Source organism: Legionella waltersii, assembly GCF_001468085.1.
Taxonomy (GTDB): domain Bacteria; phylum Pseudomonadota; class Gammaproteobacteria; order Legionellales; family Legionellaceae; genus Legionella; species Legionella waltersii.
On the sequence record NZ_LNZB01000004.1, the window covers coordinates 38,816 to 53,259 of the forward strand.

The window sequence follows — 14,444 nt, forward strand, 5'->3', positions numbered from 1 at the left end:
ACTCGTTTTAATTTTTAATCTGAAAACAGTATGAACAGCAATGCGCTACTTTACCCGACGACACAAAAGAAACTAGTTTGGGGTCAACTCCATGGTAGCAGCTTAGCACTTGCCTTAGCTGAATATTGCGAGCAGACCTCTGGGATTAAGCTACTCATTACGCAAGACAATCTCAGTGCTAGTCAACTGCAAGAGGAGCTGCTCTTTTTTTTAGAAGGTAAACAAGAGGTGCTGTTATTCCCTGATTGGGAAACGTTGCCCTACGATCAATTTTCACCGCACCAGGACATTATTTCAGAACGACTTTATACGTTAAGTCGCCTGCAACAATCCAACAACGTAATTGTGCTATCTTCCGCTAGCACATTAATGCATCGATTGCCTCCACCCGATTTTTTGAATCAATATGCCCTGATGCTCAAAACGGGACAAAAGCTTGAGCTAGACTTATTCCGAAATCAATTACAACAAGCTGGCTATCACTGTGTCAATAAAGTTCTTGAACATGGAGAATACGCTGTGCGAGGCTCAATCATAGATGTCTATCCTATGGGTAGTCACATGCCCTTTCGCATTGAGTTATTTGACGATGAAATAGAGAGTTTGCGCCAGTTTGATACAGAAACGCAAAGAACCATTGAGAAAATCAAGCATGTCCATGTGCTTCCGGCCCGTGAGTTCCCACTGACCGAACAAAGCCAATTATTATTTAGAAAATCGTTCAGAGAGCAATTTCCAGGAAACCCAAGCCAATGTCCTATCTACGAAGCGATTACCAACGGCCAATTTCCCTCAGGAATTGAATATTATTTACCCCTGTTTTTTGATAAAACAGTCACCCTTTTTGACTATTTGCCGCAAACGAGCAACATCGCTTTAATCGAAAACATTCAATTGTACGCTGAACAGTTTTGGGTAGAGTTAAGTGATCGCTTCGAACAACGACGCTATGATATTAGTCGGCCAATTTTACCGCCTGAAACCTGTTTCATTACTGCTAACGAACTTCTTACAAAGGCAAATAGCTATGAGCCCATTCGCTTATTCCATAACACGTCAGAAAAAAAGAATGCATTCAATTTCAATGTCTCTGAAGGGCCCTTACTTCCTATCGACCGAAAAAACCCCGAACCATTGCAGCTTCTAAAGCAATACTGCTCTGTTCCCAATCGACGTTATTTGTTGGTGGTTGAAAGTGCTGGAAGAAGAGAAGTGCTCCTTGACTTACTAAAACCCAGCCATATACAACCTAAAACAGTTCAATCATGGGCGGAATTTCTCCAAAGTAATAGTTCTGTCAACATTACGACTGGTGCCTTAATGAATGGCTGTGAACTTAATGAGAGCCATATATCCATCATTGTTGAATCACAATTATTTGGAGAACAAAGTACGCCACAACGGAGAAGCTCACAAAAAACAGTTGATCCCGATCTGATTATTCGAGATATGGCTGAATTAAGAGTTGGATCCCCAGTAGTGCATCTTCAATTTGGTGTAGGACGCTATCAAGGACTTCAATACATTAATACCAACGATACAGCAAGCGAATTTTTAGTCTTAACTTATGCAGGAGATGATAAAATCTATGTGCCCGTTACCTCCTTGCATATGATAAGTAGATACACAGGTGTAGACAGTGAGCATGCTCCATTGCATAGATTGGGTACCGATCTATGGCAAAAGGAAAAGAAAAAAGCCGCTGAAAAAATTCACGATGTAGCCATTGAGTTGCTGGATCTCTATGCCAAACGTGAAGCACAACCAGGCCATCAGTACCAATTTGAGCAAATGGAATACACCAAATTTGCCAGTGGCTTTCCATTTACAGAAACACCCGATCAATTACAAGCCATTGAACAGATCATCAATGACATGCGATCTTCTCGTCCCATGGATAGGTTAATTTGTGGAGATGTTGGCTTTGGTAAAACTGAAGTAGCCATGCGCGCTGCTTTTGTGGCTGTCCAAAATGGGAAACAAGTTTGCATTCTAGCTCCAACTACGCTTCTAGCAGGACAGCATTTTGAGTCATTTCGTGATCGCTTTGCAGACTTCCCAGTCATGATAGAGTTACTCTCTCGCTTTCGAAGCAACAAAGAATCAGAGCAAGTCATTGAATCATTAAAATCTGGAAAAACAGACATTGTCATAGGAACCCATAAACTCTTTCAGAGTAATATTGCCTTTAAAAATCTAGGCTTGCTGATTATTGATGAAGAACATCGATTTGGAGTTAAGCAGAAAGAGCATATTAAAGCATTAAGAACTCATGTTGATATCTTATCCATGACTGCCACACCCATTCCTAGAACGCTCAATATGGCAATGGCAGGAATTCGAGACATCTCTTTAATTGCAACTCCACCAGCAAAAAGGTTAGCCATAAAAACCTTCTGGCAAGAAAAAAACAACTTAACGATTAGGGAAGCAATCCTCCGCGAGATCCTAAGGGGAGGACAAGTTTTTTTCCTGCATAACAATGTGCAAACAATTGATAGAGTTTGTCAGGATTTGCAGGCATTGGTGCCTGAAGCCAACATACGGATAGCTCATGGACAAATGCGTGAAAGAGAGCTAGAGCGCATCATGTCGGACTTTTATCACCATCGTTTTAATGTGTTGGTTTGCACCACCATTATTGAAACGGGTATTGATATACCAACAGCCAATACCATTATTATAGATAGAGCAGACATGTTTGGTCTTGCACAATTGCATCAATTAAGAGGCCGTGTGGGGCGATCTCATCACCAAGCATATGCTTATTTATTAACTCCTAATGAAAAATCATTAACTCCCGATGCAATTAAACGCCTTGAAGCAATTGTCTCACTGGAGGATTTAGGTGCTGGTTTTACTTTAGCAACACATGATCTGGAAATTCGAGGTGCTGGTGAGCTGCTTGGTGAAGAACAAAGCGGTAATATGCATGCCATAGGCTTTAGTTTATTTATGGAAATGCTTGATAAAGCTGTCAGTGATCTAAAATCAGGAAAAACCCCTGAATTGTCTGCTCCTATGCAGCAAGGTCCAGAAATTGATCTTAAACTTAGTGCTGTTATTCCAGAGGATTATATTGGAGACATCCACAATCGCTTAATTATGTATAAACGAATTGCAAACGCAAAATCAAGCCAACAACTGCATGAGTTGCAAGTTGAACTTATTGATCGCTTCGGCTTGTTGCCTCAACCGGTTAAACACCTCCTGTTAATTACTGACTTAAAATTAAAAGCAGAGCAAATGGGTGTTGTTAAAATCAGTGCTAATGCTGAGCAAGGCCGAATTGATTTTTCAGAACAACCATTCATTGATCCGACAGTGCTCATTCAACTCATTCAGGTCCATGCCAAACGCTACAAAATGGAAGGACCACAGCGCCTAAAATTCTCCCTAGATGCCTCTACTGGAGAAGATAGAATCCATGAAATTAAGCAATTACTGATTAAACTGTCTCCCAAACAATAGGGTTGTGTGCCTTTAAAGCTTCTTGAACGAGCTCAGCAAACATAGGCTCCACAACCTTTCTCTTTACCTTCAAGGTCGGAGTTAAGCGGTTATTCTCTGTTGTCCATGCGTCCTTTAATACAATAATGTGGCTTATTTTTTCATGATTAACTAATTCTGAATTTACTAGTTTCAATGTGTCTTGCAATGATTTATTAATCTCGTCTTTATTCTTATTCAAGCGAGCAGATTCAGATAAAGTAAGCAACATCACATTTGTTGGAAGTTCTCGTCCGACTAAGCATAGTTGCTCTATTAGCGGATTTACTGAAAACCGTTTTTCAATCGGAGTTGGTGCAATAAACTCCCCTTTTTGGTTCTTGAAATTCTCAGAAATCCTTCCAAAAATTTTTACACGATTAAAACCATCTAACTCAGCAACATCACCCGTTTTTAACCAGCCATCTTCAGTAAATGAAGCACTTGTTGCTTCCTTATTTTTATAATACCCCGACATAAGACATTGGTTGAGGATCAATAGTTCATCCCCCTCACCTAGTTTAACATCAACATTCATTCTTGGGGTACCCACATAGCCCCTACGTCTATCATTCAGCATTGATAAGGTTGCATAGGCCATGTTTTCACTTTGCCCATATCCTTCTTGGATATAAATTCCCAATCTATCGAAAAAGTCAATTATCGAAATGGGCAAATGAGAGGCTCCTGAGAAAAAATTGGTACACTCCATGAATCCTAGTCCATGCCTAATTTTCTTTTTAATTAACGCTGAAATAAAAGGGATTTTGAGTAGCAAATTTAACTTTGTTGGTGACAACTTTAATTCAATCTTTTGTTTAAAAACACCCCAAATTCTTGGAACAGCAGTAAAAAAGGTAGGTTGAATTTCCTGTAAATTCTCCACAAATTTATCTAGACTTTCTACAAATGACACTGAGCTATTAATACTGACGCTTCCAAGCTGAATCGCTGAACGCTCATACACATGGGCTAAAGGAAGATAAGAAACTAACTTATAATGTTCTAGATCACGAATTCTTAATAGATCTTTGGGGAACACCTCGAGGTAGTTTGCAATCGCTTGATTAGTATACATAGCCCCTTTTGGAGAACCTGTTGTTCCTGAAGTATAAATGATGGTGTATAAATCATCGGGTAGAGGTTCGGTTAAATGAATAAGAGGATCTACTTTAAGCACGTCAGACCAGGTATGATCTACTTTCAAGTCCTTGTGATAATCAAAGCCAACAGTCTTGTACTGCTTAGGGATGAATTGGCGAACTCGTTGGTGATCATCTAATTTTCCGACAAAGACTAACTTTACATCCCCATGTTCTAACACATAGTGTGCACTGTCTTCATTTTGATTTGCAAAGAGAGGCACATTGACCATGCCAGCGATATGTATTCCAAAATCGGTAATGAACCATTCAGCACAGTTTTTGGAAATAATGGAAACATGATCTCCTCGTTTCAGTCCTAATTCCTGTAAGAATCCGGCTACTTTACGAGCTTGTAACATCACCTCTGCCCAACTATACTCTCTCCACTTACTTTCTCTTGGCTGCCTTAAATAGATTTTCTTTGGTGATTCTTTTTCATTTTTCAGAAGCAATTGGAATAAAGAATTGGGATTTGAGTGATTCGTCATCGCTTGTCCTTTAGCTTGTTCAATTGACTGGTTAACCTTCGAGAAATACATCCTAGTTAAGAGCAGAATAGTATCTTTTGCTCATTTATACAATCGATCAAGGTTATTTTGAATCTACATTCTCTTGTTTACCTATATTTCTTCATGAAAACTAGTGACAATGAATTTAATGAATCCAATTTGTTCTCCATGAACATATAATGTATATTCGACTCAATTTATTGCTAACTCAACTAAGGAAATGGAGAACATTATGACCAGGAAAATAGTGGACCTACTTGATGACTATAATATCAACTGCAATTTATCAAGTGATGACCCAATCCTCCAACTTCCTTTGTCCTTATTTAAGGAAACAGAATATGCTGATGTAATCACTATAGTCTGGTTTTATGAACATAATTGGTATAACCCATCAAAAGTACCTTCAACAAACAAAAAAATGGGAGAAATTAGCTATCGTCAATCCTTAGAGTTTTATAATTCGGTAAAAAGCAAGGTGGAATCTACGATGAAGTTGCCTGTAGATTTATCTTCAGATGAAATAATCATCAATAAATCTCCTGCATCTTTATGGGTAAATGCCTCTCAAACAACCTACCTCCTCTGCACCATGGATATCTTTGCTAAAATGATGACAAACATTAATTGTGATGATGAGCAAGAGATGTTTTTTAAATGGATTCTAGAGGGTCAGCTAAGCACACAAGATCAAGCAAGACTAGAAAGCCGATTAAGCATCAATACGTTAAAAAACACACTCGATGCCGTTGTATGTAATATGGCTAGGAATTTGCTCAACTCAGCCACATTCCAACAATCAAGCCACTCTATTGCTTTAGTAAAGAAACTTCTAGAGAACTTAATTCAAGGTAACTCTGGATTATTAGAAGATAATGCTCGGTTTTTCATTTCTGTGTTAAGACAAGTCATAACCATTTTTCCTACCCCAATCAGTGTGATCCTTCAAGGATTAGGTATACATATTCCTGATCAGCTTAGCCCAGAATTAGCCTTTATTTTAACAATGAACATCGATGACATACCTGGTTTAAAGGATGAAAATTGGCCTGTTTTTATCTATTGCATCACTCTCTTTCTTCATCAATGTGCTCAGGGTAGTCCATCGTTATTGTCATACTCCTATGCTGGAGCGGCACTGAATTTTTCCTTTGAGAGTTGTACAAAACATCACACGCAACGTCTTTTGGAGAGCCTTGAATCAAAAAAATCTTTTTACACAAAAGAGATTTCAGATCAGCTAAAAATGGAGCTGAGCGAATTTAATTTATCCTCTGTCCATCCAGAGTTGTTAGCCTTATTATGCTTTGAACGGTGTGATCCTTTAAAACAATTGTTTATAACGGCATGGAAAAACCAACAAGTTTCATTACCAAATACACCGGTGACAGCGTTGTTAGCCAGTAAAAATAAATTTACTCTTGGTGAAACAATTTATAACCCCAAAAACAATCAGATTGTTTCAGTGAACAAAGAAGATATTTATTTAATTATGAAACTAAAGCAGTTAGTACTCTCCTATAAATCAAAGGCGTCAGGAACTAGTCAGCCATTTTTTGCAACAAATGGTAGCAGCACTCAACCGCAGGCTAGAACAAAAGAAGAGTATTTACAGGAGTTTGAAACATTGAGCAGACAAATCAGTGATCCAAAACTTAAACTTTTTTTGACCATTGAATCTATTGACTCCCTACATTTTAGTTATGTGCCTAATTCTTCCGCTGTTTTTGAGTTCATGCATCAATACCTGGTCAGTTCAGAGCCCCAATATCCCCCGACGAGCGACCTGCGAGATTTAAATCTAGTTTTGAACAGTCCACAGGTCCTAGATGGAATTATTCTGTCTATATCAAAGGATAAGTTATTGGTCAACTTAAACGACGAAAGTTCCTATATAGCAGAACTAGAACGTATCGACGAAAAAATTGGTAAATTGGAGTCCATGCTAACCGGCTCCGGGGATGACGTCGCAACCGAAGAGACAAAACTACGTCAGTGGTGGCTTGAAATTCAATTACAAACCTGGGTAAAAATCAAAGAAATGATGACTACAAAACAAGAAGAAGCCGATATGAGGCATGGAAAAGTAGAGTTCGCTTTGCTTTAAAGGATGTATTGGTCTAACTAGACCAATACAAATTATCCAATAACTATTTAGTTCCACCAACAGTCAATGCATCAATTTTCAATGTGGGTTGGCCTACCCCTACTGGAACAGATTGCCCATCCTTTCCACACACACCAATTCCTTTATCCAATGCCAAATCATTTCCAATCATGCTAATTTTTTGCATGACCTCCGGCCCATTTCCAATTAAAGTTGCCCCTTTAACCGGTTTGGTCACTTTCCCATCTTCAATTAGGTAAGCTTCACTGGCTGAGAAGACAAATTGCCCTGAGGTAATATCTACTTGCCCCCCACCAAAATTTACTGCGTATAACCCCTTTTTGACCGTTCGAATAATTTCTTCAGGGTCATGTTGCCCTGCTAACATGTAGGTATTTGTCATTCGTGGCATAGGAACATGCGCATAGGATTCTCTTCGGCAGTTTCCAGTGACTTGCATGCCCATTAATTTAGCATTTAATTTATCTTGCATGTAATTGACTAACACGCCATTTTCAATCAAGGTTGTACATTGAGTGGGAGTTCCTTCATCATCCACAGTCAAAGAGCCTCTACGATTTTGTAAGGTTCCATCATCTACTACAGTGACGCCCGTTGCTGCTACTTTCTGTCCAACACGCCCTGAAAATGCAGAAAGACCTTTTCGATTAAAATCGCCCTCTAATCCATGTCCAACTGCTTCATGCAATAACACACCCGGCCAACCCGGGCCTAATACTACTGGCATAGTCCCCGCTGGGGCATGATCAGCTTCCAAGTTCACCAAAGCCTCTCGAACAGCATCTCGTGCATAGCTAAGGGCTATGTCCTTTTCTGTAAAATAGGAATAGGCGACTCTTCCTCCACCCCCAGCACGAGCAGATTCTCTTCGTCCGTGTTTGTCTTCAACGATAACGCTTACATTCACACTGACTAAAGGTCTAATGTCTGCAACCATTTGTCCACTCATCCCCGCAACCATAACCACTTCATAGCAACCACTTAAGGAAGCATTGACCTGAATGACTCTGGGATCAATACTTCTTGCTTCTTTGTCTATTGCTTCTAATAAGGCTATCTTTTCTTGCTTAGTCATTGTTTCAAGAGGATTTAAACCTTGATAACGACTGATAGGCGCAGTGTCTACCTTGACCTTTTGAAGGGTTTTAGAGCCTGTTAAGGCAATTGAACGCGCTGCCTCAGCGGCACGTAACATTGAGGGGAGTAAGATGTCGTCACAATAAGCAAATCCAGTTTTCTCACCACTGACGGCGCGAACCCCCACCCCTTTTTCGATTGAATAGCTTCCACTTTTGACCTCTGAATCTTCCAGATACCAGGATTCAAAGCTTGTGCTTTGAAAGTAAAGATCCGCATCATCAATAGGATGACTCGTCATTGATCTGAAGAGTTTTTCGATTCCTATTTCATCTAGAGAAGCAGGGGCTAATAAGATTTCTTTTGCTAGAACCAGTGCTTGGGACATGGGTTTACCTTAGGATGAAAACTCTGATTGTAGCCAAATGCAGTCTATATTTGAAGTAGTGGACTAAGATTGATGGGGATGGATCCTCTGGGGTCCGTCCCCATCTCTGTGTATCATCTCTTACGCATCTAGAGTTCTATCTATACCTAGTACCTGTTTGAAGTTAATTCAACACATGATGTTGAATAGAAGGAAATTGATTGCGTAAATGCTCTAAACGTTGCAGATCAATTCCAGCCATGATAACTCCAGGTCCAGTTTCTATGGAGGATAAAACCTTTCCCCAAGGCTCCACAACCATACTGTGTCCGTAGGTGTGTCGCCCATTCTGGTGTATTCCCCCTTGGTTGGCGGCTAGAACATAGGATAAATTCTCGATAGCTCTAGCTCTAAGCAGCACCTCCCAATGAGCTTTTCCTGTGACCTCAGTAAAGGCTGAGGGAATAGAGAATAATTGAGCCCCTTTCTGTTGCAAGCTATGAAATAACTCCGGAAAACGTAAATCATAACAAACACTAAGACCGATTTTACCCACAGGTGTATCAACACAAACCAATTCATTTCCTGGTTCAATGGTTAATGATTCTTGGTGAGCTTCTTGTTCTGATACGCGTACATCAAACAAATGAATTTTATCGTAGCGCGCTGCACATGCACCTTGACTGTCATAAACTAAACAACTAGCTCGAACTCGTCTGCCTCCTGTTTTCATAGGTAATGTTCCTGCAATTACCCATATTTTAAGAGATTTTGCTAATTGACCAATTTTATCCTGGATTACCCCATTTCCGTAAGCTTCTGCAACATGAAATCTATCGGTTTCGCGCATGCCCATAAAAGCAAAATTTTCCGGTAATTGCGCTAACAACGCACCTTGCTCTTTCGCTTGAACTAATAACTTCTCAGCTTGTTTTAAATTCTCGCCCACATTAGCAGTGGATACCATTTGGACGATGGCAACTTGATTCATAATAAGCCTTTTTGATGTTTAATAGTGATATTGCATAATATCATCCGCTTCCTGACGATCGCCGCTCGGTTTGTTCTCTTGATATTTCGAGCGGCTGTTAGAGGGTAGATAAATGCTTTCATTCGATGTTATCACAAAGTAAATTGACATCAATGCCATTTCGCTTTAATAATTAAGTACCTATGGTGAGGTATTTTTACCAAAGGTTTTTCCAGAAAATAATTGCATGAAACACCCTTGAAAAAAGGAAATTTGTCCATAGATATGCTACAATACTATTAAATATATGGAGTTCTAACAATGAACCGAAACGATGTCACTGTATTAAGTCAACGTAATGAATCTGTCCTTGCAACTAATAAGGTCTTAAGAAACACTTATTTACTATTAAGCTTAACCTTTTTATTCAGTGCATTCACAGCCTATTTGTCTTTTGTTACTGGCGCTCGCCCAATGAATCCTCTTCTTATGATAGTTGGAGTCTATGGGTTGATGTTCCTTACTCATGCTTTAAAAAACAGTGCGTTAGGTTTAATCAGTGTCTTTGCTTTCACTGGATTTTTAGGTTACACAATTGGTCCAGTACTTAATTTTTACATCACTGGATTTTCTAATGGACACCAAATAGTTGCAACAGCTCTTGGTGGCACAGGCATGATTTTCTTTGCTTTGTCAGGATATGCACTAACAACAAGAAAGGATTTCAGTTATTTAGGTGGTTTCTTGTTCGTTGGAGTGATGGTAGCCCTACTTGCTATGATTGCAGGAATATTCATCCATCTACCAGCCTTGCAATTAATGATTTCAGCTGCTTTCATACTGATTTCATCTGGCTTAATTTTATTACAAACAAGTCAAATCATTCATGGTGGTGAAACAAACTACATCGTAGCTACTGTGAGTTTGTTTGTATCCATATACAATTTATTTGTTAGTCTGCTGAATATACTGAGTGCCTTTTCAGGTCGCGACTAAATAAAGGTTCCTCTACCTGAGTCCCGGTTTATCCGGGATTTTTTTGCTTTAAAAGTCATTCAATGAGTTATTCAATGAACAGGTCTTACGAAAAACCCCAAAGTCGAGGCAAAAATAGAGTTCAATGAGGGAGTTTAGATTCACTAAATGACCGAATTGAACTCTATTTTTAACGAAGAGATTGGGGTTTTTCGTAAGTCCTCATGAAATCAGTATCCTAGGGCTACTGATATCCAATGCTATTGTTGCCAACTAGCCTTTGCTCGATATAAAGCGCTTAAATCACCGATCTGCTTATTCACTCCCTGTGGCAGGGTAAACAACTCTCGACTATGTTGGTAATAAACACCCAGAGGAACAGGATGTGAAGGAAAACTCAAGCGTGCTAAACGCATTGCATCTATTAAGTTTGAAGGCTTATGAATGTATGCGATATTTTCAGAAGCTGATTTACGCACCCATTCTTCGCCCTGTAAATCAAGAGCATTTTCCTTCTCAGCACCAAAGAATAAAGGACGTCCTGCTTCCAAGAGGATTGTATTTACTGCACGATTGCTTTTCACTGCAAAATCATCAAAAGCACCATGATTAAAGATGTTACAATCCTGGTAAATTTCAACAAATGAACAGCCTTGATGCTCATAGGCTTGCTTAATAACACTGGCCAAGTGATTAGGATCTTTATCGACTGCACGAGCAACAAAACTTGCTCCTGCTGCCAAAGCAAACATGAGTGGATTTATTGGTTCATTGCTTACACCCTGTGGTGAAGTTTTAGTGACTTGGCCTTTTTGCGATGTAGGCGAAAATTGCCCTTTTGTTAGTCCATAGACTTGATTATTAAACAGTAAAATATTGACGTTTACATTACGTCGTAAAATATGCAATAAGTGGTTTCCACCTATGCTTAGAGCATCTCCATCACCTGTAATGATCCAAACACTCAGGTCGTCTCTCATCGCCTTTAAGCCTGTTGCAACAGCCGTAGCGCGACCATGAATCGTATGAAAACCATAAGTATTCATGTAATAGGGCAATCGTCCAGCACAACCAATTCCGGAAACAAAAACATGCTTTTCTGGTGCCAGACCTAAATCGGGTAATACCCTTTGTAAAGCGGCTAAGATTGCGTAATCACCACAACCTGGGCACCAACGAACTTCATTGGCATTAGTAAAATCTTCTCGTTTATAATTGCTGTTCATAATTTGCTTCCGCTTGGATGGCTTTAACTAGAGATTTCACGCCAAATGGTTGACCATTGCATTGACTAATGGACTTTGCATCGACTAAATAGGTAGAGCGAATAATTTGACACAGTTGACCTGAATTTAGTTCAGCAACTAAGACCCTCTCATACGATTTTAATACTATTCCCAAATCACTAGGCAATGGATTAAGATGACGTAAATGAACATAGGCAACTGAAATTCCCAATTCTAGGCATTGCTGAACAGCTGATTTTAAACTACCGTAAGTACTTCCCCATCCAATGAGCAACATGGGAGACATGGTGTCCCCTTCAACAATCAGTTTCTCATACTCACGTGCAATCCCTTTTATTTTATCCATACGCAAATTAACCATTTGCTGATGATTGTCTGCATCATAACTTACACGTCCTTCATCGCCTTGCTTTTCCAGCCCTCCAATTTGATGAATATATCCAGCTGTACCTGGAAAAATCCAGCTTCTACTTAAAAACTCATCTCGTTGATAAGGCTTAGCAAATCGATTGTAGTCAATCTTTGGTAATTTTAATTCTGAAAGCTCAGGTATTTCCCAAGGCTCTGCAGCATTAGCCAGATAGGCATCCATTAACACAATCACTGGCGTCATGTATTTAATGGCCATTGCAAATGCTTCTAAAATTGTTTTAAAACAATCCGAAGGAGATTTGGCAGCAATGACTGGCAAAGGGGCTTCACCATGTCGCCCATACAAAGCCTGTCGGAGATCACTCTGGCTTGTTTTAGTAGGCAAGCCTGTTGAAGCCCCTGCGCGCTGTACATCCACTAAAACGAGCGGAAGCTCAGTAACAACCGCTAAACCTAGACTTTCACTTTTCAGGTCCAATCCAGGCCCAGAAGTACAAGTTAACGCCAAACGTCCACCATAAGCCGCCCCTATACAGGCACAAATCGCTGCAATTTCATCTTCTGCTTGAATAAGCTGTACACCATAATCTGCCAATCGTACACATTCATGCAAAATGGCCGATGCAGGGGTAATGGGATAACCAGAAACCAGTAAAGGTGTTTGTGTACCTGTAGCAAGAGTGGCTAACGCCAAGCCCACTGCTTCAACACCAGTAATTTGTCGATACTCACCCGATGGTCTATTGACCTCTCCCAGCATGAATTCTCTCCGGGAAAGCTCCAAAGTCATTGCATAGTTATAACCAGCAAGCAACGCCATTTCGTTGGCTTGAGCAATGGTTTTATTGTTTTTGAATTTTTTAGCAATAAAAGCTTGGCAGGTCGTTGTTGGTAAATCGAATAACCACAGTACTAAACCTAATGTGTAAAAATTCTTTGTTTTAGTAGCCTGCGGTTTGGTTAATTCTAATGTTTCCACCGATTGCAGGGTTTGAGAAATTAAAGGGAAAGAAACCACTTGGTATTGCTCGGCAACATTGTCTAGAAAACTCTTATCAATGCCTGCTTTTTGCCAATCTTTATCAGCAAAGCTGTCTTCATTCAGAATGAGCAAACCACCTTGATTTAGGTGTTGCAGCGAGTTCTTGAGGGCTGCGGGATTTAAAGCGACTAGAACATCAAGCGATTCACCTGCAGTAAAAATAGACCGCTCAGCCATAGCAAGCTGAAACCCTGATACTCCAGCAACAGTACCCGCAGGCGCCCTGATTTCAGCTGGAAAATCAGGCAAGGTTCTCACGTCACGACCCGATAAGGCAGCACTAATAGTTAGTTGTTCACCAACCAATTGTACTCCATCCCCTGAGTCTCCAGTAATACGGATTACGATCACGTCATTCATCGACATAATATCTCGCTTCCAGCATGAGTTGGCGCATATGCTTTACTGCTTCTTTCAAACCACAAAACAACGCTCGTGCAATAATCGCATGGCCTATGTTAAGTTCATGAAACTCTATTATTTGTGCGATGGGTTTAACATTCTGGTAATTCAACCCATGACCTGCATTAACAATTAAATTTAAGCCAGCTGCAAATTCAGCTGCCTCTTTGATTCGTGTAAGTTCATAAAGTCGCTTTTCATCCGTTGTTGCATCCGCATAGCAACCAGTATGAATTTCAATGACTGGTGCTCCAACATCGACTGCGGCTTTAATCTGTTCCTTATCAGGGTCAATAAATAAGGACACTTCACTCCCAAAGTTTTGTAAACGACTTACAGCATGAGCGACCGCTTTAAAATGGGTTAAAACGTCTAAACCACCTTCTGTGGTTAACTCTTCTCTCTTCTCTGGGACTAAACAAGAATGCTCAGGTTGTATTTCTTCAGCGAAATCAAGCATTGCATCCGTAACCGCCAATTCAAGATTCATTCGGGTTTGTAGAACTTGTTTGATTAATCGAACGTCTCTAGCTTGAATATGGCGTAAATCTTCTCGCATATGCAAAGTGATGCCATCCGCACCCGCTTCTTCTGCATCAATAGCTGCTTGAACAGGATCAGGGTAACGAGTCCCCCTTGCTTGCCTTACTGTTGCAATGTGATCAATATTAACGCCTAGTAGTAAGTCTCTTCTCATGTTGCACCAAAAATAGAAATTGAA

General features: G+C 40.0%; 9 protein-coding genes. 3 read left to right on the forward strand and 6 right to left on the reverse strand.

Going from position 1 to position 14,444, the window contains the following annotated elements; all coding sequences use genetic code 11:
- Positions 1–30: 30 nt before the first annotated feature.
- Positions 31–3,471 (forward strand): transcription-repair coupling factor, encoded by a 3,441-nt coding sequence (gene mfd / locus Lwal_RS00635; RefSeq protein ID WP_058478998.1) that lies wholly within the window; start codon positions 31–33, stop codon positions 3,469–3,471.
- Here the strand turns inward: mfd and Lwal_RS00640 are convergent.
- Positions 3,449–5,122 (reverse strand): AMP-binding protein, encoded by a 1,674-nt coding sequence (locus Lwal_RS00640; protein WP_058479035.1) that lies wholly within the window; start codon positions 5,120–5,122, stop codon positions 3,449–3,451. The two genes, mfd and Lwal_RS00640, sit on opposite strands and share 23 nt — an antisense overlap.
- A gap of 253 nt (positions 5,123–5,375) precedes the next feature.
- Between Lwal_RS00640 and Lwal_RS00645 the strand changes: the two genes are divergently transcribed.
- Entirely contained in the window at positions 5,376–7,250 is a 1,875-nt protein-coding gene (locus Lwal_RS00645; RefSeq protein WP_058478999.1) for a hypothetical protein, read from the forward strand.
- A gap of 43 nt (positions 7,251–7,293) precedes the next feature.
- Here Lwal_RS00645 and tldD read toward each other — a convergent pair whose 3' ends face one another.
- Positions 7,294–8,736: a metalloprotease TldD gene (gene tldD, locus Lwal_RS00650; protein WP_058479000.1), complete on the reverse strand. Its 1,443-nt coding sequence runs from the start codon at positions 8,734–8,736 to the stop codon at positions 7,294–7,296.
- 163 nt (positions 8,737–8,899) lie between these two features.
- Complete coding sequence (locus tag Lwal_RS00655; RefSeq protein WP_058479001.1) at positions 8,900–9,706, reverse strand: carbon-nitrogen hydrolase family protein; 807 nt, start codon at positions 9,704–9,706, stop codon at positions 8,900–8,902.
- A 300-nt stretch (positions 9,707–10,006) separates the two neighbouring features.
- Between Lwal_RS00655 and Lwal_RS00660 the strand changes: the two genes are divergently transcribed.
- Positions 10,007–10,681, forward strand: a complete 675-nt coding sequence (locus tag Lwal_RS00660) for a Bax inhibitor-1/YccA family protein (protein WP_058479002.1) — start codon at positions 10,007–10,009, stop codon at positions 10,679–10,681.
- 239 nt (positions 10,682–10,920) lie between these two features.
- Here Lwal_RS00660 and Lwal_RS00665 read toward each other — a convergent pair whose 3' ends face one another.
- Genes Lwal_RS00665 through pdxJ form a run of 3 tightly spaced genes read right to left on the reverse strand, consistent with a single transcriptional unit; the run spans position 10,921 to position 14,420 of the window.
- On the reverse strand, positions 10,921–11,886 hold the full coding sequence (locus Lwal_RS00665; protein ID WP_058479003.1) for a 2-oxoacid:ferredoxin oxidoreductase subunit beta: 966 nt from the start codon (positions 11,884–11,886) through the stop codon (positions 10,921–10,923).
- Positions 11,870–13,687 (reverse strand): 2-oxoacid:acceptor oxidoreductase subunit alpha, encoded by a 1,818-nt coding sequence (locus Lwal_RS00670; protein WP_058479004.1) that lies wholly within the window; start codon positions 13,685–13,687, stop codon positions 11,870–11,872. Before Lwal_RS00670 ends, Lwal_RS00665 begins: the two co-directional genes overlap by 17 nt.
- Positions 13,674–14,420, reverse strand: coding sequence for a pyridoxine 5'-phosphate synthase (pdxJ, locus tag Lwal_RS00675; protein WP_058479005.1), 747 nt, complete (start codon positions 14,418–14,420; stop codon positions 13,674–13,676). The genes Lwal_RS00670 and pdxJ overlap by 14 nt, the downstream gene beginning before the upstream one ends.
- Between the last annotated feature and the right edge of the window lie 24 nt (positions 14,421–14,444).